The sequence below is a fragment of the Brevibacterium sp. K11IcPPYGO002 genome (assembly GCF_050920635.1).
In the GTDB taxonomy this organism is placed as follows: domain Bacteria; phylum Actinomycetota; class Actinomycetes; order Actinomycetales; family Brevibacteriaceae; genus Brevibacterium.
Map to the genome: position 1 here is coordinate 3228873 of NZ_CP131929.1, position 22958 is coordinate 3251830.

17 protein-coding genes are annotated in these 22958 nt (G+C 59.0%); 2 read left to right on the forward strand and 15 right to left on the reverse strand.

Translation table 11 applies throughout. From position 1 onward, the window contains the following. Positions 1-8: 8 nt before the first annotated feature. On the reverse strand, positions 9-1022 hold the full coding sequence (locus tag QYM46_RS14840) for a TetR family transcriptional regulator C-terminal domain-containing protein (protein WP_432789572.1): 1014 nt from the start codon (positions 1020-1022) through the stop codon (positions 9-11). Between the two features lie 187 nt (positions 1023-1209). Between QYM46_RS14840 and QYM46_RS14845 the strand changes: the two genes are divergently transcribed. Next, entirely contained in the window at positions 1210-3036 is a 1827-nt protein-coding gene (locus QYM46_RS14845; RefSeq protein WP_432789573.1) for a glycosyltransferase family 2 protein, read from the forward strand. Between the two features lie 219 nt (positions 3037-3255). On the opposite strand, the gene QYM46_RS14850 is transcribed toward QYM46_RS14845, so the two are convergent. The 5 genes from QYM46_RS14850 to QYM46_RS14870 all read right to left on the reverse strand — a co-directional run bounded on the left by QYM46_RS14850 (position 3256) and on the right by QYM46_RS14870 (position 9699). Next, positions 3256-4614, reverse strand: coding sequence for a polysaccharide pyruvyl transferase family protein (locus QYM46_RS14850; protein WP_432789574.1), 1359 nt, complete (start codon positions 4612-4614; stop codon positions 3256-3258). Positions 4615-4647: 33 nt separating this feature from the next. Further along, entirely contained in the window at positions 4648-6060 is a 1413-nt protein-coding gene (locus QYM46_RS14855) for a polysaccharide pyruvyl transferase family protein (protein WP_432789575.1), read from the reverse strand. Positions 6061-6156: 96 nt separating this feature from the next. Next, positions 6157-7269 (reverse strand): NAD-dependent epimerase/dehydratase family protein, encoded by a 1113-nt coding sequence (locus tag QYM46_RS14860; RefSeq protein ID WP_432789576.1) that lies wholly within the window; start codon positions 7267-7269, stop codon positions 6157-6159. Continuing rightward, positions 7259-7981, reverse strand: a complete 723-nt coding sequence (locus QYM46_RS14865) for an IspD/TarI family cytidylyltransferase (protein WP_432789577.1) — start codon at positions 7979-7981, stop codon at positions 7259-7261. Before QYM46_RS14865 ends, QYM46_RS14860 begins: the two co-directional genes overlap by 11 nt. Then, entirely contained in the window at positions 7963-9699 is a 1737-nt protein-coding gene (locus tag QYM46_RS14870) for a CDP-glycerol glycerophosphotransferase family protein (protein ID WP_432789578.1), read from the reverse strand. The genes QYM46_RS14865 and QYM46_RS14870 overlap by 19 nt, the downstream gene beginning before the upstream one ends. Positions 9700-9992: 293 nt before the next feature. Here QYM46_RS14870 and QYM46_RS14875 point away from each other — a divergent pair, with 293 nt between their 5' ends. Continuing rightward, positions 9993-11285 (forward strand): CDP-glycerol glycerophosphotransferase family protein, encoded by a 1293-nt coding sequence (locus tag QYM46_RS14875; protein ID WP_432791745.1) that lies wholly within the window; start codon positions 9993-9995, stop codon positions 11283-11285. 54 nt (positions 11286-11339) lie between these two features. Here the strand turns inward: QYM46_RS14875 and QYM46_RS14880 are convergent, their stop codons facing one another. From QYM46_RS14880 to QYM46_RS14920, 9 genes are all read right to left on the reverse strand, one after another. Beyond that, positions 11340-13367, reverse strand: a complete 2028-nt coding sequence (locus tag QYM46_RS14880) for a glycosyltransferase (protein WP_432789579.1) — start codon at positions 13365-13367, stop codon at positions 11340-11342. Then, positions 13286-15943, reverse strand: coding sequence for a hypothetical protein (locus QYM46_RS14885; protein ID WP_432789580.1), 2658 nt, complete (start codon positions 15941-15943; stop codon positions 13286-13288). Before QYM46_RS14885 ends, QYM46_RS14880 begins: the two co-directional genes overlap by 82 nt. 107 nt (positions 15944-16050) lie before the next feature. Beyond that, a complete protein-coding gene (locus tag QYM46_RS14890; protein WP_432789581.1) occupies positions 16051-18069 on the reverse strand; it encodes an acyltransferase family protein in 2019 nt (672 codons plus the stop codon). A 260-nt stretch (positions 18070-18329) separates the two neighbouring features. Continuing rightward, the gene (locus QYM46_RS14895) at positions 18330-19253 is read right to left on the reverse strand and encodes a glycosyltransferase family 2 protein (RefSeq protein WP_432789582.1); all 924 of its coding nucleotides are present in this window, start codon (positions 19251-19253) and stop codon (positions 18330-18332) included. Beyond that, positions 19250-20101 (reverse strand): CDP-alcohol phosphatidyltransferase family protein, encoded by an 852-nt coding sequence (locus QYM46_RS14900; protein ID WP_432789583.1) that lies wholly within the window; start codon positions 20099-20101, stop codon positions 19250-19252. Before QYM46_RS14900 ends, QYM46_RS14895 begins: the two co-directional genes overlap by 4 nt. 43 nt (positions 20102-20144) lie before the next feature. After that, positions 20145-20534 carry a glycerol-3-phosphate cytidylyltransferase gene (gene tagD, locus QYM46_RS14905; protein ID WP_025779216.1) on the reverse strand — a complete coding sequence of 130 codons (390 nt, stop codon included), beginning with the start codon at positions 20532-20534 and terminating at the stop codon, positions 20145-20147. 103 nt (positions 20535-20637) lie between these two features. After that, positions 20638-21906, reverse strand: a complete 1269-nt coding sequence (locus QYM46_RS14910) for a CDP-glycerol glycerophosphotransferase family protein (RefSeq protein ID WP_432789585.1) — start codon at positions 21904-21906, stop codon at positions 20638-20640. Between the two features lie 168 nt (positions 21907-22074). Beyond that, complete coding sequence (locus QYM46_RS14915; protein ID WP_432789586.1) at positions 22075-22374, reverse strand: hypothetical protein; 300 nt, start codon at positions 22372-22374, stop codon at positions 22075-22077. Between the two features lie 191 nt (positions 22375-22565). Then, positions 22566-22949, reverse strand: a complete 384-nt coding sequence (locus tag QYM46_RS14920; protein WP_169253049.1) for a DUF2267 domain-containing protein — start codon at positions 22947-22949, stop codon at positions 22566-22568. Positions 22950-22958 lie beyond the last annotated feature (9 nt).

The following is a 22958-nucleotide window of genomic DNA, read 5'->3' on the forward strand; positions in this document are numbered from 1 at the left end:
CCTTCTTCCTAGGACGTCGGTACGGGTCCGCCGGCTGCGGCGACTCGTTCTGACTTCGGGGTTCGGGTGTCGGTGAGGATGTGCGCGGCCAAGTAGTTCTCGAGCATGGTCAGCGCTTCGTCATCGGTCAGAGGCATGTGTTCGGTCGTGCGTGCGACGCCGAGTCCGTCGATGAAGATCGCCAGTGCCTTGACCATGAGAGCGCTGTCGCCGGTGCGGATCGCGCCCGATCGCTGTCCGGCGTCGATGACCGCCTTGATCATGTCGAGCCATTCGCCGTAGACGGCGGTGAGGTTCGCCCGGGCTCCTTCATCGGTGGAGGCTCGGGCCCAGCATTGGAGCCAGATCGACCAGACGCGGCGGATCTTCGAGTCGACGCCAGCGTGGAGCCGTGCGAAGTGGCGGAGGACAGAAATGGGGTCGGATGCATCGTTGAGGTGCCGGGTCTCGGCGATGATGTCGAGCGAGTAGCGCAGTGCCGCCTGCAGCAGCTGGTCTTTCGTCCGGAAGTGGTAGTTCACCGCCGAGGCGGTCACCCCGGCCGCGTCCGCGACATCTTCGGTGCGGACTTTGTCGATGCCGAGGTCGGCATAGAGCTCCCATGCGGCGACGATGATCGTCACGCGATTTCGGGTGCCCTTCGACATCCACTCCTTCGTCGGCGCCGGACCGGCGGCCGCTCCCCCGGCAGCGTGTGCGTCAGCGCGCGCCCCGTCATCGACTACGTCCGGTACTTCACGGTGCTGGGCGGGTGCGTCGGTGACCATCACCCGCCGAGGCGCCCCCGCCCTGCGACCGGTCGTGAGCCAGTCGGTGGTGACTCCGGTGAGTTCGGAGATGCCTGAGATCTCCTCGACCCGGAACTTGCGGGTCCCGGCCAGGGATTTCGAGAGTTTGGAGGCGTCGAGCCCGATCCGTCGGGCGACTTCGCTGTGGTTGATTCCCGCGTCTTTGATGGCGTTGCGGACACGGAGCACCAGGGAATTCTGTGTGCTGTCCGCACCTTCGCTTGTCGTGACCACCTGTACAGTCTGCACACAAGTTGCGATTTTGGCAATACTTACTGGCATATTGGGTAGTTGAGAACCCTCCGATCACGCCCCCATTGACCGAGATGTTTTGCCAACGCGCGCCTCCCCCCGCGGAAGCAACTTCAGATGTAGCCTGTCTAGTCAGCAACACAAATTCTCAGATAGCCCGGAGCCGCAATTGAATTCCCATACGTCCCCAACAGCGATCACAACTGACGAACCTCAGGTCGACGTCAGCGTGGTTATACCTGTTTACAATTGTGAGCGATACCTCGACGAAACGATCGGCTCAGTACGTGATCAGGATATCGGCGACGGGCGCTATGAGATCATCGCAGTTGACGACGGATCAACCGATGGCTCGCTCGACACCCTTGATCGCCTCGCAGTCGGCGAATCGGATTTGCGAGTATTTTCGATCCCGAATAGCGGCTCTGCGGCAGCTCCCCGAAATCTTGGAGTGGACGAAGCACGAGGCCGGTACATATTCTTCCTTGATGCCGATGACAAATTGGCTCCTGACACTTTGCGCAGAACCGTCAATACAGCGGACGAAACCGAATCGGGGGTAGTCCTCTGCAAGATGGGAGAATTCGGTGCCGGGAAAAGAGCTGGCAACGTTCCCTCGGCGGCGTTCGGCGCGACCAAGTTCGCTGTCGATTTCATCGAGTCACGAGCCGCGTCCACGCTAGGCGCATTGAAGCTCTTTCGGACTTCAATCATCAAAGAGCACAACGTGCGCTTTCCTCTGGGCTTTGTCGTTGGGGAGGACCAGGCATTTACAATGCAGGCATACCTCCACAGCCCTCACGTTTCAATTCTCGCCGACAAAGTTTACTACTGGGCTCGCGGCCGAGGAGATGGAACCAATGTCACCAGCGCTGGTCAACCTCCCCGCAAACATCTAAAGCGAATCCTGACGCTCATCAGAACGATCGTCGACAACACCGAGCCCAGCGAGCTGCGCGACAAGCTGCTACGACGACCGATCGTCGGTTCAGCGGGAGTTATATCGGTATTCGGAAAGAAGATGCTTCCCGCGCACAACCGCACGGAACGTGAAGCGATGCTCAACGAGTTTCGCGATCTTGTCGAACCACTGTGGAATCCCGCTATCCGCGACCACGGCTTGCCCGTGTCTCAAATACTCGTAGACCTGGCAATACGCAATGATCTCGACGAAATCGAATCCGTGAGTCGACTGCTGCTTGATAAAAGACCCTTGCCACTGACTCTCGATAGAGATCACAAACAGTTTGTCTACCATCCGAGCAAAGGTGGTCCTATTGGCGACTTGAATATTAAACCTGAACCGACCCTTGAGACAATCTCATCGGTAGGTCGCTCACTCAAAATCCGCGGAGAGATCGGGATACCAGGTGTAAATGCTGCGCCGGACAGCGCCCAGCTGATTTTTCGCAATCGGAAGCTCGGGACCAAGGTGATTTTCAAGCTCAACGTTTCCCGAAGCTACAGCCGCAGCTTTGGTGTTTGGGCACGGTTTTCGACAAGAGTCGACTCATCGAAGTTCAACGACTCCGGTGTTTGGGAAGCAATCATCAAAGCCAGCTGGTCTTCGGTCGTGTTCCGCCAACCATTTGGAGAATTGCGATCGAAGGCTTTGAATTCCTCCCCATTGCTCATAGGCGACCCTATAGAAGCGATCGCCTTCTTCACACGAAACGACATCCTCGCCGTTGATATCGGACCGACCGAAAAGCACCTCGATCCTGTGAAAAGCAGCGAACTGCAGATCATCGATCATTTCCAAGTCGGACGATCTGCCGTCCTAGTTCTCAACGGTCGCTGCGAACACTTGGCCACCGCTTCCATTCGCTTGAGTGGAAATGCAAAAGAGAAACCGGCTGAACTTGTCTTACATTCGACATCGCAAGCATCCATTGTGGTTTCTCGAACACTGACGAAACGCCAGGGCTGGGCCTTACAACTGACCGACAAGGCAGGAAACGAGATTACCGTACCCTCGATTGATGTCAACCGCTAGTCTCACCAGCGGTTGACTGTGCAGCGGCTACTCAATGAAACCCCTGATTCTACTCGATCAGAATTCACTGCACATTCGTCACGCAGCGAATCAGCTATCGCAATCGTGGACGATTTCCCTCCCGAGGAGAGAAGCATTCGCAGACTTCGCAGCAATAGTTCATCGTTCGGCCAAGCTTGCGGCAATGCTACCGAAATCAGTATCGGGGCCATTACCGCCCTATCTATTCAGAGCACGCCTGACACGAGACTTCATCCGCCTAAGCCCGGAACGACTGTTTTCGCTCGCGGGCCCAACGTCCCCTGCCTTCGCAACATCCATGCTGATTCGTTGTTGGAAGTACTCATAAGAACGACGCAGCTTGCGTCGCATCTTCTCTTGGTACTGTTTCCGAGATGTGCCGGTATATGTCGGCATCTCCTCTCTCAATTCAGAAAGCGAATAGGCATCAGCCTCGGAATCCGGGGCAATGATGTCTTTCATGCCAGTGAACAGTGTCCTGTAGACGGACATGAGCGTATCCGGATCTTTCGAAACTCCTTCGCTCATGGCAGTATCCAACGCATGGAGAACTGTAGCGGCGTTCCAATCTGAGTCCTCGAGCGCACGTTCGGGGTATCCCATTGACCGATAGAAATCGGGCACTTTGAAGTTCCAGGTCAGACCGATCGAAGGAATTCCGAGAGCAAATGATGTGATGCTGGCGTGCAGTCGGTAGGCGATCACTCCGTCGCACTTCTGCAGTTCGGAGATCAGCTCCTCGGGAGCATTGAGCGTGACAGCTGCCTTCTTATTCGGCACACCATGATGCCGAACGAGTGAATCGAGAAACATCTCGTCAGAGAAGTGCCCTGTGGTGAAGATCCTATAATCGTCTCCGCGGGCCTCCAGCTGCCCGATGACATCGAGCCAGAAGCGACGCTGATCTGCTTCATTGAAATCGATGCCGTTGTCTTTGAAGATGCCAGCTCGGGTAACGACCAGCCCGATACACCGGCCCGAATCCGTCTGAGAGCCTTCGGCAGGCCGGGATTCGACGCCGAAAACCGAGTCCGCCAACACCGCAGGATCAGAAACGAGCGCCGTGGGAGTCTGGGTACCCTCGACGTATTTTGTCGCCGATGCCAGGTCATCGCGAGTCGTCAGCTGCCGCACTACGGGCAGACGGAGAGCTTTCTTCAATTGCTGTGAGCGTTCGTCAGTGTCCGAGTACGGTTCCACACCGATGCTCGAGAAGAGCACGGGAACATCGTACTCAGAAGCAAGCTCCAGAGTTCGAATCGTCCGAAGATAGAAACTCTGGTATCGATAGTTGAATAGAGGAGCGCCCCCGAAGACAATCACATCTGCGCGGGAAATAGCGCGCCTCGCGGGTTCGAGGAGCGACTCATCTCGAGTGCTCATATACTTGCGGCTGATAATGCTCGCGGCTCGGCTCCGAATTGTCAGCGACTTCGGGTCGATTCCCAGGTTGCTCCCGACCGCTTTCAGCAAGCTGATCACCGACGCTTCGATGATCTGATCACCGATATTGTCCGAGTCGCGATTGGTCAGCAGCAGCACTTCAGTGTTGGGCATTGGAACGGACTCACTTTCTTGCAGCGACAGGATTCAGGACTTCTGGGCTTTGAGCGAGAGTTTCTGATAGTTCTCGTAAGTACGACGGAATTTGCGATTGACTCTCTCCCGATAGCCCTTCGGACCGATTGCGACCTGCCGAGGCAGACCCTCCCAGAGATCGTCAAACACAAATGGTTCGGCTCCGGAATCCGGAGCAACCACACTGCCGATTCCGCTGAAGAGCGTGTCGTAGACCGACTTGAGGAACTCATAGTCCTTCTGGACCCCCTCGGCCATGGCTGTTTCGAGCACAGGTACGACCTCAGCCGCCGTCCAGCGTTCCGCTTCGATCGCCCGCTCAGGATAATCGACGGAGTCATAGAAGTACGGCACCTTGAAGTTCCACGACAGTCCGACCGATGGAATACCCAGCGCAAAGGAAGTAATGCTGGCGTGCAGCCTATAGGCGATCACCCCGTCACAAGCTCTCAGTTCCCTTAACAGCTCGTCAGGGGTGTTCACTGTTACCGCAGCGTGCGCGGCCGGAATGCCTTTGTCTTTCACGAGCGAGTCGAGGAATACCTCGTCGGAAAAGTGGCCGGTTGTGAAGAGCTTGTAGTCGTAACCGCGATGCTCCAACATTGCAATTGTGTCCAACCAGAAACTGCGCTGATCCGATTCCGAGAACTCGATTCCGTTATCGGCGAAGATTCCTGCTCTGGTGACCACGAGCCCGATCCTCTTCGGCTTCTCTGTCACGACTGCCGGCGAAGCCGGCTTCGAATTGCTGACGACACGAACAGGTTCCGGAGAAGCCGGCTTCACTGCTTTGATCACACGCCGGACGATTCTCCTGAGTTTGCGTTTCGCTCGCACTGGAATTGATGGCGCCGCTTTCGGTGCCGGAACTGGTTCCGGCTTCTTCCGATAGACGATATCGGCCAGGACTGCAGGGTCGGCCACATGCGCGACCGGAGTATCCGTGCCTTCCACGTATTTTCGCAATGACTCGACGTCGTCTCGGGTGGTGATCTGTCGAACGACAGGGAGCGCCAAAGCTTCTTTGAGCGCATTGCATTTCTTGTTGGTCGGGTCGAACGCCTCGACACCAATGCTCGAGAAGATCACCGGCACACTGTATTCCTGCGCCAGCTCAAGAGTCCTGATGGTGCGCAGATAGAAATTCTGATACTTGTAATTGAACAGTGGGGCGCCGCCGAAAATGATCAGATCGGCAGCGGAGATTGCGTCTCGAGCCGGTTTGAGCAGCTCTTCATCTCGGGTCTTCATATATCTCTTCGAGATGATTCCGGCAGCGCGACTGGAGATCACAAAGTCATCCGAGGAGAATCCGAGATTCTTCATCACCCCCTTGACGATCGAAATCACTGTGGCCTCGATGATCTGATCGCCGACATTGTCGGAATCACGATTCGTCAGAAGAAGGATTCGAGTGGGGCTCATTGTGATTCAGGTCTCCTCATCGCCGCGGCGAACTTCGCCATAGTCGAGATTGTGGCATGAATTGCCGTCCAAAGTCCGGACCGTGCGCCCTCGCGCTCATCTGCGGACGAGGGGGCCATCCTCAAATGATCTGATTGTCCGGGAGACGCCTTCGGACAATGGCGTCGCCGCGTTCCATCCAAGCTCCGTGAGTCGACGCGCGTCCAAACCAAGCGAGGCCACCGGAGAGAAGGAACGACCGTCTTCTGGATTGACGAAGTCCAGTTCGAGTTTCATCTCAGGCCGAGCCCCAGCGAAGGTTTCGGCGAGCTCTCGAATGCTGATATTCCCGTCGGGATCGGCGACATTGTAGACTTGATCCTCCCCCTGGAGGCAGGCAAACAACAGCCCCTCCACTGCGTCAGCGACATAGGTATAGGTCCGGGTCGCGGCACCCGCGCTCATCATCCGCACATTGCGACCGCGAACGACGTCGGCGAGGAAATCGGCCTGCACCCGGCCGTCGTCGAGGGCCATTCCCGGACCGTAGATGTGCCCGAAGCGCAGACTGAGCCCTCTGATACCGAACTCGTCTGCATATGCTGCCAGCGCGGTCTCGGCGATTCGCTTGCCTTCCGAATAACTGGCCCGCGGGGCGAAGTGCTGCAGTGTTCCTTCGTCATCTTCGCTGATGAGTTCGCTTCCCTGGACCGCGCCGTAAACCTCCGACGAGGACAGGAGGACAAATGACTTCCCGCCTGCTTCGACAAGCGCGTCGAGGAGATTGATCGTCCCGAAGGTGTTCGCTTTCAGTGTCGTGACAGGCGACGACTTATGCAGACTCGGCCGAGCTGGCGAAGCACCGTGGAAGATCGTCGAGAAGTTCTGCTCGAAACTCTTCGTGTCGATGACATCACCCGCCAGCAGAGTGAAATCGCAGCGTTTGAGTGCGGAGCCGAATCTCTGTTCGGCCTTTTCTCGGTTGCGCACCATTCCCGTGACATGAAGTCCGAGGTCGTAGGCATCGTTCGCTGCCAGCAGCGAACCGACTATGTACATGGGAATCATGCCGGAGGCACCGGTGACGAGAATCTCCGCATTCCGATACTGCTCCCACGGCAACCGAGCCGCGGAGATGCGTGCGACATCCTCGGAGAACACCGGCGTATCGAAGAGAACGACGTCAGTGGCTTCCGAACCTGAGTCGACCGACCGGTCCTCATTCGCCACCGAAGGCCTCCCTGTCTTCGATCAGGGTGAGGAATGTGCGGCAGACATAGTAGTCCGAGGCAGTGGTGATCTTGATGTTCGTCCGTGGACCCTCAACCCGATGAACCTGATACCCGAAGCCGTTCATCAGTGTGCATGTATCAATGGAATCATTCTCGCCTTCAGCGACTGCACGATCATAGCCTGCCAAGACATCTTTGAGGGGGAATGTCTGGGGAGCCTGAGCTGTCCACAACGGGTCGCGGGGAATGACTTCTTTGATTCCTGATCCTTCTTCGACGACAACCGTCTCAGTCATCTTTGTGCAGGTGACGGCCGAACCGAATTCACGCGCGCTCTCGATGTTCCGGGAAACGAGGTCAGCGTCGATCAGAGGACGAACACCGTCGTGGATGAGCACGATGCTGTCCGGTTCGTGGTGTTCGGCAACGACTTTGAGCGCGTTATGCCGTGACTCCTGTCCGGTGGATCCGCCGTCGACTATCCATTTCACCTTGGTCAGTTCGTATCGTTTCACGAGCCTCTCGAGGTGCTCCCGATACTGAGGCAGGATAGCCACAGCGATTGCATCGATCTCCGAGTGCTGCTCGAATACGTCGAGAGTGTGCACGATCACCGGACGGCCGTGGATCTCAAGGAACTGCTTGGGACGGGAACTGTGCGCCATTCGGGCGCCGACGCCCCCAGCGAAGACTACTGCGATGTTTGCCATTGGTTCTCCTCGTCCTCTGCTTCGTTCTTATCGCCGCTGTCGGTGTAATCGTCTGTGGGCTCGTTGAGCTGATCCTCTTGACCGGGTGCTCCAGGATCTTCCTCACCCACGCGGTTGGAGAGCTCGTCACCGACCACTGAGTCTGCCGATTCGAATCCGCTGACAGGCTCGCTGAGGATCAACGAGTCGATGACTCGATCCGAGTTGTGAGTATCGACATAGTCGAAGTTCTCTTTGACGAATTCCTTCGTCATCGCATTGCTCAACTCAGGCATGCGGATGAGTTCGACCAGCTGATCGAAGGTCGTGGCAATGCTTCCTGGTGCCGCTTCCCGATAGTCCTTGTGCATTCCGCGAGTCGCCGAATACGTATCGAGGTCATAGGCGAAGAAGATCATCGGACGCTCAAGAAGCGCGTATTCGTAGATGACAGAAGAATAGTCCGTGATGAGCACATCGGAGATCAACATCAGATCGTTGGTATCCGGGTACGACGCGACATCGATCAGTCGATCTGCGAACTCCGGGGGAATCGGGGCGGGATCCGGAACGAAGTGATGCTGGCGGAACAGGATGACCGTATCGGGTCCACATGATTCGTAGAGTTCGCGGAAATCGATCTGGTCGTAGTCGTAGTGTGCATCCCCAGAACCGCGCCCGCGGAACGTAGGGGCGAAGAGGATCTTCCGCTTGCCTTTCGCCAGGGGGAACTGCTCGTCGAAGTCGACGAGCACCTCCTCTGCACGGCCATCACGCAAGAACCCATCGATACGTGGAAGGCCCGTAGCGATGACGGCTTCCCGCTCGATTCCGAAGGCTTCGCTATAGACGTCTCGCAGATGCTGAGAACCGCAGATCGCATACGAGTACAGGCGGTGAGCGTTGCGAAGATTCGGCGAGCCGTACTGACCGAAACGGCTGTACCCCACGGACTTGAAGCCGCTGCCGGCGTGCCAGAGCTGGATGATCTTCTGCTCGTCTCGGTTCCCCAGGTCTTTGAGAATGGCGAAGTAGTCGTCGATGAGGATGGTGTTCGCCTTGCCCATCTCCCAGGCGAGGGCGAATGCGCTTTGACGACTGCTCGTCCGACCCGTGCGGAACGAATAGCCGAAGTTGAAGTCGGAATCGAGTCCGCGTTCGAGCATGCGGTCGTGGACTGCCTTGAGGTTGCCCTGCATGTTCGGACGAGCTTCAGACGCGAAGAGGATATTGCTGCCATCGGTGGGCCGCCGGAACGATGACAGGGCGAAGACGCTCCGCAGTGCCCTGCGCTTGGTCGACGTCCACTTCTTTTTGGCTTTCGACTTCAATCGTGCCACTGTCGACGACGGCTTCTTTCCCGAGCGCCCGAAGGAGTAGGTGCGCATAAGGAAGAATGGCGCGGATTCGTCATCGGAGATGCCGAAGGTGACTGTGTAGGCGGAGAAATTCTTGTTGTAGACGAACGCGCGTGAGGCATCGCCCAGCTCGTCGGCCCGTCCAAGCGGATATGAGGCCGGGTAGACAACCTCCCCGCGTCGAGCGACGAGATAGTAGGTCCCGTTCGGAACTTGGGCCCGACGGTTGAACTGCGTGACGTTGATGGTCAGTCGAAAACGCTCATCGCCCAGCGGCTCAGCACGAATGGGCAGCTCGACCTCATACGGCCTGGAGTTGGGGGTCAGAAAGAACGAGTCGGGAGCACCGCCGGGAAACCTGACGACAAATGTCAGAATCACACGTTCCCACGAGATTCCTTCAATTGTCAGATCGTCTACCACAGATTCCCCTTACCGAACCGGCTACACACAACCGACATTTCTCATTTACCTTTGGTTAACGTAGTTAGCCTAGCAGTTGTCATTGGAGCCGCTGAAACTCTCCGACACGGCGGCTGTCAAGCAGACGGAAGCAGAGAACCTGAGCTCGATGTTGAGGCCGAGGGGCTATTCTTACTCGGGAGCGTGGGCCGTGCCCAAGGTGTCCCACCAACACTTCCGAGACCATGAGACCACGAGGAGTTCGACCCGTGATGAACCCCGTCCGTTCAATCGCTCGCAGCGCACTGCAATCAAGGGCCTGGAAGAACATAAGCAAGTGGATCAGGGGCACCGAAAGGTGGAACCGACTTGAGGACGAATACGACGGCAGCTACGTGAAGGCCGAGGTGGTGGTCTACTTTGGCGATCGGAGCTCGAAGTTCTATCAGCTTGAGCAGTGGATTCCCGTGCTCGAAGAACTCCACAAAACCCATAGGGTCGTCTTGGTCATGCGTAAAGGCTCTGCCCTGCTTCGCACGCTCGAGACCACTCATCTCCCGGTGGTGTTTAAACGTCGATTCGACCCGTTGCACACCTTCTTTCACGCCAATGACTTCAAATTGGCTCTCTACGTCAACAACGGGATGACGAACTTCCAATCGCTGGCATTCGCACCGATGGTGCACGTGCACGTCAATCACGGCGAGTCAGACAAACTGAGCATGGTCTCAAACCAGGCCAAGTCCTATGACAAAGTGTTCGTCGCCGGTGATGCCGCAATTGAACGGCACCGCAGAGCGCTCATCGATTTCGACGAGTCCTCTCTCGTCAAGATCGGACGGCCTCAGCTCGACATCGAGCGACCTCTGGAACTCGAACCCTCTGCTGCACGGACCTTCATGTATGCGCCCACCTGGGAGGGTGAGAACGAGTCCAACAACTACACGTCGGTCGACCTGTTCGGACCGCAGATCATCGAAGCCGTGCTGCAGATTCCCAATACCCGAGTGATCTACAAACCGCATCCACGTGTCGAGACATCCAACGACCCGGCGATGACTGAGGCGAACACTCAGATCTTCGCTCTCCTCGAAGTGGCCAATGAATCGATCTCGGACGAATCCATGCAGCATCAGGTGCTGATGCAGGGCGATATCCTCGCCATGTTCGATACTGTCGACCTGCTCATCACCGATATCTCCAGTGTCGGACTCGACTTCCTCTACCTGCATCCGGAGAAGCCGCTCGTGCTGACTGATCGCCGGAACGACTCGGCTGCTCTCAACGCAGACGCACCGATCAGCCGTGCCACTCCGATCATCGACCGTTCGACGGTCGGCAGCCTGGAGCAGATGTTCCAGGAGATGCTGTCTGAGGACTCAGCGGCCGAAGCTCGGCTCGACCTTCGTCGACACTACTTCGGCGAGGGGGGAAAGGGGACGTCGACTGTCCTCTTCACCGACGCGGTCTCGAACCTGATCTCCGCTCGTGCTGCCGATCTGGAGCACTTCCATTCCGACGACAGCATCAATGCTGAATCCGAGGACGAATCCGACCGCGAGTGATCATCCGGTGCAGGACATCACTCGTTGGTGATGTCCTGCTTTCGTACACCGGCCCTATGGGGTTCTCAAGGGACGTACCGAGAGGTTCCCATGCTTCGTGGAGTACCATTCCCACGTCCCAGTCTGCATTGCACTGCGCATCCTCGGCAGGCGAATCCTCCGCTTCGTCGTCCACAGATCGCGAGGCAGTCGCAGATAGACATCGAAGGTCTCATTGGGAGACTCGGAGAAGCGTTCAAAATCCACGTCGAAAGTCGCCACATGTCGCCGGACAAACCGACGGGATGAGGTCGATGAGTTTCCGCAGACGAAGAATGTATTGACCTCGCGCGCGGAGACGACCAGCTCCAGTCTTTCGATGACCTCTGTGTGGAGATGAGCGAACTCGAGTTCGATGCGGCACCCATCCGGCAAAGCCTCGCACTTGGCGCGTTTCACCTCGACAGGGGCACCCGACGTCTCGATGCGGTCATCATGCACGTGTGCGGCAGGCAGAGCCTCGATGACTGACTTCCAGCGCCGGTATCCGGCCTCCGGCAGATAGTGCTCAACCGTGTCCAAGGCAGAACTGCGCATCGCCGCAACAGATTCCGCGCCCAGAGAGAGAAACTCCTCGATCTGATCGGCCAGTGCGTCGACATCGTTCCGCGAAGTGATGAATCCGTTCTGTCCCTGTTCGATCAGGTCGCGCGGGCCATATGTGATGTCGTAGACGATCGGAATGCAGCCGGCACCCATCGATTCCATCATCGACAACGGCAATCCTTCGCTGGTGCTCGTCAGCATGGAGAATGAGGCCGATTTCAACCTGTCTGAGACATCATTGACATAGCCGGGCAGCTCCACTCGATCACGAACGTCAAGAGCGTCGATGAGCTTCTCCAGTTTGGGCCGTTCGGGCCCCTCCCCCAGGATCGTCAGAGAGACGTCAATGCCGCGGTCCCGCAGTTTCGCCACTGCCCGAATCGGATGGTCCACGCGTTTGAGCTCAATGAGGTTGGCGATCATCACGGCCTTACCCATCGACCGTTCTTCCGCAGCCTCAGTCAGCACCGATCCGGCCGGCAGCTCGCCGGTCAGAAGCCTGATGTTGTCTTCAGTGAATCCGCGAGCTCGAACGGCCTCCGCCTGCTGACCTGTCTGCACACCGACCACGTCGAAGCGGTCCAAATTGCGTACGGTGTCCAGTCTGCGGGGCAGCACCTGGCCGTGATTGCCATTCCACGGATAGCGTAGGTGAGTCCCGTGGAGGAACAAGATGAGTGCGAACCTCCGAGCCGAGATCTCGTGGATGAACTCACTGACCTTTTTGTCATCGACGATGACGACAGCGGGTTCCTGATTCACAGCTGCCTTGATCCAGGCGTTGTAGAAATCTCGCGGGCGTCGCCATTCCGCCATCGGCGTTCCGTTCGCAGAATGGAGGATGAATCTTCTGCCCAGTTTCGGATCCCGGACGTCCGCGACCAGCAGGCTACCGCCTTCCCGGAAATAGTTGCGGCGGATGATCTTGCCGCTGCGCGCATTTCGGACGACATCATAGAAGGCAGTGATGTTCTCGATGTCACCGTCGATGTCCGGAATCGGGTTCCGCGGCCGTTCGCCTTCGAGCTGCGCAAGTTCGTGCTCAGATCTTTTCCGCAGGTCCTGCCAGATGTTCACCAGCTCGACGTCGTCACTCATACGTCCCGACGAGACCAAACGATCTCGAATCTCGTCTGTGTCCATTCGAGGGCTGAACGTCAGGATGGTCTGCGACAGCGGCCTGCCGAATTTCTGAAAGCTCCGAATCCGGCGGAGTGCCGCAGTCGTCATTCCGCCCATCGATTCGGGGATCCACCACAGGACGTTGTAGACGTGCACTTCATCTGTCCCGAGTTTCTGGTCGGGCTCGTTCTGAACCTGAGTCTTGTCGTTGACGTCATGCGTACGTCGAGCCATGAAACTCACTGGTGGCATCCTTCTCAGCTTTTCTCGTGCGGCGGTCTCAGCGGCACTGATCAACGTGTCAGTGTCATGCGACCGAAGTAGCGTGTCTGGCGCCGCCAGTTGACGATCTTGGGGCTGTCCGACGTCTCCCACTGGGCTCGGACGTTCCACTCGTCGCCGATGTCGGAGTACCGTCCGCCGACGATCGTCTGCATTGCGTCAACGTAACTGAGTTTGAGCTCCTGCATCAGACCGATGATCTTGTTGACGAGGCCTTCGTTGCGCATTCCGCTGAGGTTGAGGACAGCAGTCTGCGGGTCGAAGGGAACGAAGTCCTCGGTGAGGCCGGCATGACTTGCGAAGACGAAGTTGAGTGCGCCGACATGATCGTCGCCGAATGAGCTCGCGATCCTCCTCATCAGCGTGAGACCGCTGGAGCGGTTCTTCCTCACATCATGTTTCGCGGCGAGCAATGTACTCCCGAGTTCGGCCCTCGAAAGCTCGACGATGTCGGCAGAGAACTCGCCGGCTGCGGGAACGACGACGAGGCGCTCATGGTCGGGGAACAGCACCGGAAGCAGCGCCTGCACCAGGTCATTCTCGTTCGCGATGTCAGCATAGGACACCGGTCCCAATCTCCCGACTATGCCGAGCGACAGCTGTGCCTGGATCTCATCGGCGGCTTCCGCGCTCACTTCTCCGGACGGCAGCCAGATGCGATACCGGCCGGAGGCGTGGGCGTCGATGGTCCTGATGGCCGTTGCAACCAGCGACTCTTCGCCCTTCTCGACAGTCATGAAGACGTCTGTGACCTGTTCTTCCGGAACCGGTCGGTCGGTCATGTTCACGGCGGCGGAAATGGTTGTGCTCTCTGCGCTCGGCAGCGTGGCAGTGGCGAGATACTCATCGGCCGCAGCCATGTCATCGGCAGTGATCTCGACCCACTTCGAGTAGATCTCGTCATCGGATGCGCCCGTCGCGATGAGCGGCAGGAGCACTGAGAGTTTGTCCAAGATCCCGCCCCGAATGGCGTCGAACTCGGTTTCATCGATGCCGATCAGCCCACCGAATCGTGAATCCGATTTGTTCTTCGGTTCGAATTCGACCTCGGCGCCCACCGACCGCGCGGGCAGGTTCGCATGCAGTCGCGAGGTGAGAACTCGCTTGTACTTGTAGGCGTAGTCGGCGACCCAGTTGCGGGCCAGTTCCAGGTTCTCCGGGAAGGTCTTGTCGCGGATCGCGGTGACCGTCTGTTTCTTCTTCGGCCCTTTTCCGCCCTTGGTCCAATCGATTCGCACCGTGCCGGACCGGCGGTCAGACGACGGAGCAGGAAACAGGGTATCGACCGTCGTGGTGAGGCACCCGGAGAAGAACGCCGGAACACCGACAGCTCTGAGCACGGCGACCGACTGCCAGTCACGGCACCCGACCGGACCGTACTTCTTCAGGTAGGCGATGGCATCGGGGGTGAGCATCTCCGGGTAGCGGACGAAGACGGAGAGCAGAATCGGCCGCAGGTTCGGGTGGAACGGAATGTTGAACGACTTGCCGAAGATGTCGTGCATGTACCAGCCGAAGGCGATGTACCAGGTGTCTTCCGGAATATCCTGATAGACGTTGCCGTCCCTGTAGACCTCGACGAGGTTGAGTTCAGCCTCAGGGCCCGCGTACTTTCGTTCGTCTTTGACCGTCTTGCGGAGCTTCGTGAAGAGTTCGGTCAGGCCCGCGTCGCCCGAGAAGCTGAGGTTTTCGTAGCGCAGCAGATGGCCGATGGAGGCAATCGTCTGGATGTAGTCGCCGATGTTGCGGGACCGGATCCCCGGCTGGTCATAGCTGAGCACACCGAAGTTGCGTTTGCTGGGTGTGGTCGGAAGAGGCTCGAGATGCTTTCCGCCTGGAAGCCAATCGAGCATGCGGTTGAGTTCGTAGCGCACCGCCGTATCGATCTGGCCCGACGGCCTCTCGAGACGCGACTCGATGAGGGTGCGCACATGGTCGAAGGCCCCGATGCAGAAGGCCGATTCAGCGGTGCGCAGCACTGCCTTGTCGCTCCAACGGTCGGTTTCGCCTGCGTCATTTGAGCGGTCGAGCAGCGGCAGGGCTTCCTGCCCGAGGGTGTCGATCGCAGTTGGGAAGTATTCTTCGGCCGCAGCGACGATGATGTTGCGGTCGTCGATCTTCGCAAATTCTGCCCACGCCACGTCCGGGTCCGATGACCGCTGATACGCCAGTCCGAGGATCACTCTGCCGGCTTCCTCGGTCGACGCACCGCTGCGGAGGTTCAGACCGATGGACACAGCCTCCGCCAGGTTCCCTTCTGCGACGAGAACCCGTCCCGCATCGACCACCGATTCTCCGAGAGCCTCACCCTGTGCCAGAGCTTCCGAGAGCGTCGCATGAGCCTTGACCTGTGCCAGTTGGCGTGATTTTGCGTCGACCTCTCGAGTCGAGGGCGCAACCGTCCAGCCGTCCGTGTCTTCGGCTGTCTTGCCTCTCAGTCCTGAGGCCAGCTTTCGATACGCGCGAGCGGTGTCCGTCGCGATCGTCTTCGCCGATCCGACAGACTTCCCAGCTCCGGGCCCTCCGGCGGCTCGTTCGCGCACGTACTTCGTCCCCGATGCTCGTTCCACCACAGGCAGGGCACGTCGGGCGATTCCGTGGACGACGGGTTTGACCAGTTCTCGTCCCTTGCTGAAGTATCTGTCGGCGGCGTTTCGTCCAGTGGTCACTCGTTCAGTCCTTTGCAGAGGTATCGGTCGTTCGTAGCAGTCGGCGGTCAGGGCAATCAGGCACACGGTATCCGACTTGACTGTCAGTTCGATGAACCGCAGCAGTCTCAGTCGAAGGTGCCGAGTCCTGTTCTGCGCAGGCTCGCGTCGAATTGCGGGGCAAGCGTCTGCGCATAGGTCGCAGTGATATGGGCGGTATCGAAATAGGTGATGACTCCGCCGATGACCGGCTCGCAGCGCCCCTCAGGGCAGAACCAGTCCTGCGGGTAGATGATCGACAGCCGCTTCGAGTCCATACTCCTCGCCGAGGCGGCCAGCGGGTCCATCCAATGCCAAGACTCCGGGGTTCCGGAGCACTGCTCGAGGTCGTCTTCATGCTTGGCGACGCAATCCGGCACGGTGATATCGGCTCCACCGGGGTATGGGGTGTCCCGAATGACCACAACGTCCAAATCAGCATCGACCCAGCGCTGCAGGATCTCATGGTGCCCTGCGGGTGCCTTCTTCTCGGTCTCTTCCCAGTCCATGCCTTCCAGCGGCGTGGATTGCCGTTCCGAGGTGATCACTGCGTCGAAGCCGCCTTCGGTCGTTCTCTTCGAGACCCAATCGGCGTAGTCCTGACATCCCTTTGTTTCCTCCGGCGTCGACAGGTCCTGAGGCAGGGTCGAAATGCTGCAGTTCGAGGCGAGGAACGTGGTGATCGTCAGATCATGCTCGTCGGCCAATCTCTCGAGCGTCGGCAGCCAATGTCCGGCATGCGAGTTTCCGACGAGTGCGACATGCTTCGACCCGTCTCCGTAGGTGCATTCCGGTTTGCTCGCATATGGTGCGCTGGCCCAACAGCCGTCGGCATAGGCTTTGGACTTGTCCTTCTTCGCCGCAGCGGGTTCCATCTGCAGCGAATCCTTGTCTTCGCAGTTGGGGTTGTCCTCTGCATCGGGAAGGAGAATGCCTGCGCCGAGGCAGGAATCGGGGTCATCCAGCTGGGCCTGCAGCTTGTCCTCGTTCTGCTCGACGATGGTGTTGGCGACGACCATCTGGCTGAGCCCCAGAACCGCGACGAGAACCATGGCAAGTGCCGCAAACGTGAAGGTCTTCTTCGAGCTGCTGAAGAACGACGACTTGCGGAACCGGTTCTCGACCCACGTCGTCGACGCCCACGCGGCAATGATCGAGACCAGAATGATCGCGATATTGTCCAGTACGCCCAGGCTCTCCGAGCGTCCCAGTTTGGCCGAAAGATAGGGCACGAGAACGATGAGCGGCCAATGCCAGAGATAGACGGAGTACGAGATATCGCCGAGGAAACGAACGGGCCGCAATGACAGCAGCGGAAGCACGGAGGCCCGGCCCCGCGAGTCAGCGAGGATGACGAGTGCCGTCGAGAGCACCGGGACCAGCGCAATGTAGCCGGGGAACGGCATGTCTGCGCGGATGAGGAAGGTGGCGGCCACAATTCCGGCGAGTCCGACCCACCCGAGCAGAGAGCTGAACGGGAGGCGCTCAGGTCGAACGTAGATGACGAAGACGGCAACCAGCCCGCCCATGGCCAGCTCCCACATCCTGGTCGGGGTGATGAAGTAGGCCATCGCCGGTTCGTCGGCCGTGTAGACGATGGAGAAGATGAGTGAGGCGAGGAAGATCCCGAGAACGGTGAAACCGACGATCTTCTTGGACCGGCCGAGCTTCGTCCCGGCGAGGAACGCCAGACCGATGATCATCGGCCAGACGAAGTAGAACTGTTCCTCGACGGACAGTGACCAGAAATGCTGGACCGGCGACGGAGCATTGTCCGCAGCCAGGTAGTCGACGCTGGATACGGCGAAGTCCCAGTTGACGACGTAGAGCCCTGCGGAGAGGATCTGGCGTCCGGTATCGGCCCAGACAGATTGTGGAGCAACGAGGAAGGTTGCGATTCCGACGAGGAAGAGGACGAGCAGTGACGCCGGCAGCAGTCGCCGGACTCGTCGCGCCCAGAACTTTGCCACATCGCCCCAGCTGCGCGGAGGGGACTTGATGAGGTGGCTGGTGATGAGGAAGCCGGAGATGACGAAGAAGACGTCCACTCCGACGAACCCGCCGACGAAGCGGTCGGGCCACAGGTGGTAGAGGAGCACGATGCCCACAGCCAGTGCTCGAAGCCCCTGGATATCGGAACGAAAACCCGAGGGTTGGGGAGGAGTACTTCGCTGGGAGTTCTCAGCAACGGTTGCTGTCGACTGCATCAAAAGGCTCCACTTGGTTTCTCAGTCGGTTGGTTCGGACCCGACTGCGGTCGCTGTCATTGCTCATTTCCGTCGTGCGCGGCCGACAGCATGCTCTCCGGGGACTCCCCGGTCTGATTTCTGCTGTCATGACGCACATCGTTCGCCATGGCGGCGTGACGTTACACGATCGGCGGCCGGCCGTGCCGGGACATTCGAAGAACGCCCCTCCTCGACAGTTTCTGCCTGTCTTCGTCTTGACCCCACGGGTCGAGACGCCATCCGGCGCGCCACCCTTCCATCCACGCATTGAGCTGGTGAGGCTTGTTGGCCCACTTGATGAACTGCATCAATGTCCAGGAGCCCACATAGGCCCAGCTGAAGGGCCAGGGCAGGTTGCGCCTGGCCAGCCAGACTCGGTTCCTCGCGTTCATGTAGAAGTAATCATCATGGCGTCTCGGGTCGATCACCGGGTGGGCGACGGCGAGGTCGCCCATATACCAGACGATGTAACCGGCGTCCCAGACTCGCCAGGCGAGTTCGATGCCCTCATGCGCGTACCAGAACGGTGCCGGCCATCCACCGCACTCGTCGAATGCCCGGCGTTGCATGCAGACTGCGCCCTCCCACACGGAGAACACATTCGATGAGTGGTCGGCGCTTCCCTTCTTGAGTCTGGGAATCCACCGTTTCGGCGCGTCCGGCCCGCCAGGTTCTTCGACCCTCGGCTGAATCAGACCGATCTGCGGCTTCGTGCGCATCAGCTGGGCCATGCGCATGAGCGAAGTGTCATCCGGCAGCCATGCGTCATCGTCGAGGAAGAACAGGAACTCACCGTCGACATGGGGGACGCCTGCATTGCGCCCGGCCGGAATGCCGAGATTCTCCGGCAGTCCCAATTTCTTGACCTGGCCCGGGATGCCTTCCGGCTCCCACCCGTTGCCCACACAGACGATGTCGAGGTCGACGCCTTTCTGTGCGAGCAGCGACTCGAATCCCCGGTTGAGGTCCTCCAACCGCTTTCCCTGGCTGAGGACCACGACGCCGAACGTGTAGCGTCGATTGTCGTCGAAGTGCTGAGAGAGTATGCGCGAGGATTCGCTCATGACAGCCTCCTCGACGCCATGATCGACAGGAAATGGCCGATGACCGACAGCAGGCACAGCGGTGCCATGATGAGGATGAGCCAGCGCTCCCCGAACAGCGGGTCGGCTCCTGCCGATACGGCGATCGCAGTGACGATGCTCGAGGCCAATGCCATCAGAGACATCTCGACCGAGTGGAAGATACGGTGGAACGGAACGAAACGCGCCATCCGTTTGAGAGTGGCGATGGCACCCGGGTGGAGCGCTGTCGCTTCCTTCGAATCCGCGAGTTTGTCGAGTCCGTTGAAGGCACGGGAGACGTGGACCATGTCGTTGAGTGCTTTGTTCAGCAGCACCAATCCGGCCAGGACGGTCCCGGCAAGCAGGAACGGATACGAACCCGCAGGGTCGTCGATGAGGGTGTTCCACTCCCCCACGGCCCGCACGCCGAGTGCGACCGCCACCAGACCTTCAGTCGTGTAGTGACCGACTTTGTCGAGGAATACGCCTTTCGCTCCGCTGGTTCCCCGCCACCGTGCGACCTCACCGTCGCAGCAGTCGATGTACATCTGCACCTGTGAGAAGAACACAGCGAGGACCGCTCCCCAGATCCCGGGGATGAGCAGACTCGCAGCGATGCACCATCCGGCCAGGATCATCAGGCCGGTGACTCCATTGGCGCTGATCCTCGTGCGAACGAGGAGCATCGTGAAGTAGATCGAGATATGACGGAGGTAGAGCTGCGCCGTCCAATGCTCGGCATTCTTGCGGCTGCGGACTTCCGGCGGCTGTGCCTTGGCCCGAAGCTCCGACAGCGTCGGATGGTTCGCCGAAGACTTTCCGGGCACGTCCGTTCCTCTCAGATCCATGATGATGTCCAGTCACGATAGCGCGGGGTCCCCGCCAGTGCAGTCAGGACTTGCCCAGCTCGCTCTTGATCCGCGTCGTCGAGATCTCAGGAGTCCGCGGCAGGTAGACGACTTCGCATTTGTCCTTGAGGAAGTCGAATTCCCCTGTCCAGTCATCGCCCATGACAAAGGTGTCGATGTGGTACTTGTCGACGTCGGTCGACTTCTGCTCCCAGTTGTCTTCGGGAACGACGAGATCGACGTAGCGGATGGCTTCGAGCATGTGCTTGCGCTCTTCGTAGGAGAAGTACGACTTCTTTCCCTTGCCGGCGTTGAATTCGTCGCTCGAGAGCGCAACGACCAGGTAGTCTCCCTGGTCTTTGCAACGTTGGAGCAGTCGAATATGCCCGTAATGGAGCAGGTCGAATGTTCCGTACGTGATGACTCGTTTCATGACTGATTCCGTTCAGAGGTCGAAGCTCACCTCGTGAGCCGCAGAATAAGTTCCGCGTTAGTTTATCATTTTGTTACTTCCGGTTAAGGAAGTGTTACACGGCTCACTCGTGGTGCTTCAAGCGGCGTTCTTCGGACCGGTTGCTGATCACTTTTTCGCTCGATCGGATGAAGCGAGCGGTCTGCGCTCCCGCCGCGGTGTCGCCCAGATAGAACTGAGCCAGTTCGGCGACCGAGCCGGTTCGAGAGACGGCTTCGCCGATGAGGTCGACGACGCTTTCCCGACTCGCCGGATCCACGGCCGGACACCGGTCGAGCAGACCTCCCTCGAGCACTTCTGCTTCCGGCTGCTGGGGCTTGACCATCACCAGCGGTTTGCCGGACGCAAGCCAGTCGAAGGCCACCGATGTCATCTCGACCACGGCCAGGTCGGCCTCATCCAGCTGCCACGACACGTCCGGACTCTCATCGAGGAATCCTCGTGGATCGGCCTCGACGATCTCCGCGACGTTCTCCACTGCCTTTTCGAACTCGTGACGCATCACCCCCGTCCGCGGATGGGGTCGGAAGATCACACGGTACCCGGCGTCGAGCAGGGAGGTGACGATCTCCTCTCCGTTGTAGGCGATGGTTCCATATGCCATCGACGGAGAGTCGCCTTCCCACGTCGGGGCGTAGAAGACCGCCTTGCCGTCGGTGTTTTCGGCCTTGAACTCTTCCCACTCGGGCGGAACCGATCGCGGACGATCCAGTTGGGGCCGCCCTACGTCGAACATGCGATCATCGCTCATGCCGTACAGAGTCTGCTCGATCCGCTCTCGTGCCGCCTGCCCGGCTGTGAATACGTAGTCGTAGCCCTTGAGCTGATTGGAGATCATCGAGATCTTCTCACTCTCACCATGGCTGAGGTGCACATGAGCCGGTTCGGGATAGCGCAGGGCCTGAAAGTTGCTTGTGCCCTGGTTGACATAGAACACGGCCCGCAGACTCGGTGCCTGCATGAACTCGTCGAGTCCCTTCGTCAGGCGTGAGAAGCGGACGGGAAAAGAGGTGACACCCTTGAGGTGTCTGGCGACGAGCGAATTCCGGACGATGATGCCGAAGGGACGATCCCCGTAGCCGAGGTCTTTCAGTCGGGACTCGAGCTGTTCGAACGGCCACAGCCACTGTTCGAGTTGGTAGACCGAGCTGAGGTCCCCGGCGAAGTACGCGGCCACAACGAATGCGTCGTCGTCCTGCGGGTTGAAGTCCTCGGGCAGCCGAGACTCACGAACGCGTTCACGAAGTCTTCGCGCGGCGAGCTTGGCTACTGACTGCGCAAAGGAGGCACCACGGACTGCGGTATGCGGCAGATCTGCCGGTAGGAAGGTCATGCCCACTATTGTGCATGCCTACATGTGCTCCTCCTGAAATCCGCCTGCACCCCGGCTTGATTGCGGTCAGCCGCACGATCAGCCCAGACCGTGCGGCTTGTCTGCACCGGGCGTATAGAGCAGAGCTCTGTATCACAGGCGCAACCCGACGAGGCCTCAGAGTGAGAGCTACGCCCCGAAGTCGTCATCCGGAGCGAGAGGCTCAACCTCGTCGAGGTCGGGTTCGCTGCTGAAGGAGGCCCGAGGCGGATCCGGAAGCATGTCGATGAGTTCGTTGACGGCTTGCGCAATGATGTCGTGCTGATGGCCGGAGAGTCCGAAGACTCCGTGTAGATAGGCATCGATTTCCAACTCGCTCAGGTCACTGCCCAAGCTGACGCTGTGCAGCCAGACTCCGTCGAGGGACAGCTTCCAGTAGTCAATTACCTCGGCCAGCTTCGCCCCTCTTGGCTGAATGCCCTCGTCCATACTCACGTATTCGCAGCCCTCGACAAATCGGATGGAATCCGCCCGCTGTGCGCTGCCACTGGGCCCTGTGATTCGTTCGTCTCGCCGGTGTTGGCGGCGGCGGCTTCATAGGCGGCCATCACGCCGGAGACAGATCGCCCCTCACTCCGGCGAAGACCGTGCCTTCACCAGAGTGAGGGGCGAAGCAGAGATCAGGCTTCGAACAGCGGTGCGAAGCCCGCGGGCAGCTGTGAGCGGAGATCGTCGACCTCGCCCTCTGAGACCGCGGCGTCAAGCGTCGAGAGCACCGCACGCGCATAGACACGGGCGGTTTCAGGATCGACCCCCTCGCCCAGCTGGTCAGCCAGACGCCGGAGGAAATCATCGACGTCGTCGGTCAGCGGGGCTTCCGAACCGTGCCGTTGGAGCGGCTCCTGCAGTTCGGCAGGAAGCTGGGCGGCCAGATCGGCCGCCTCTCCGCCTTTGAGCTGTTTCCCGAGGTTATCCAATACCGTCCGAGTTACGACGGCAGCACTTTCCGGATCGCTGGGTCCGCCGATCTCGGTGACGTGGTTGAGGAACTCATCACTGCGCATATTCAAACA

Bases quoted from the DNA above. Each gene is read 5' to 3' on its own strand.
- QYM46_RS14850 (WP_432789574.1), bottom strand. From the start codon at position 4,614: ATGCCCAACACTGAAGTGCTGCTGCTGACCAATCGCGACTCGGACAAT.
- QYM46_RS14855 (WP_432789575.1), bottom strand. From the start codon at position 6,060: ATGAGCCCCACTCGAATCCTTCTTCTGACGAATCGTGATTCCGACAAT.
- QYM46_RS14865 (WP_432789577.1), bottom strand. From the start codon at position 7,981: ATGGCAAACATCGCAGTAGTCTTCGCTGGGGGCGTCGGCGCCCGAATG.
- QYM46_RS14875 (WP_432791745.1), top strand. From the start codon at position 9,993: ATGAACCCCGTCCGTTCAATCGCTCGCAGCGCACTGCAATCAAGGGCC.
- QYM46_RS14895 (WP_432789582.1), bottom strand. From the start codon at position 19,253: ATGAGCGAATCCTCGCGCATACTCTCTCAGCACTTCGACGACAATCGA.
- QYM46_RS14900 (WP_432789583.1), bottom strand. From the start codon at position 20,101: ATGGATCTGAGAGGAACGGACGTGCCCGGAAAGTCTTCGGCGAACCAT.
- tagD (WP_025779216.1), bottom strand. From the start codon at position 20,534: ATGAAACGAGTCATCACGTACGGAACATTCGACCTGCTCCATTACGGG.
- QYM46_RS14910 (WP_432789585.1), bottom strand. From the start codon at position 21,906: ATGACCTTCCTACCGGCAGATCTGCCGCATACCGCAGTCCGTGGTGCC.
- QYM46_RS14915 (WP_432789586.1), bottom strand. From the start codon at position 22,374: ATGGACGAGGGCATTCAGCCAAGAGGGGCGAAGCTGGCCGAGGTAATT.
- QYM46_RS14920 (WP_169253049.1), bottom strand. From the start codon at position 22,949: ATGCGCAGTGATGAGTTCCTCAACCACGTCACCGAGATCGGCGGACCC.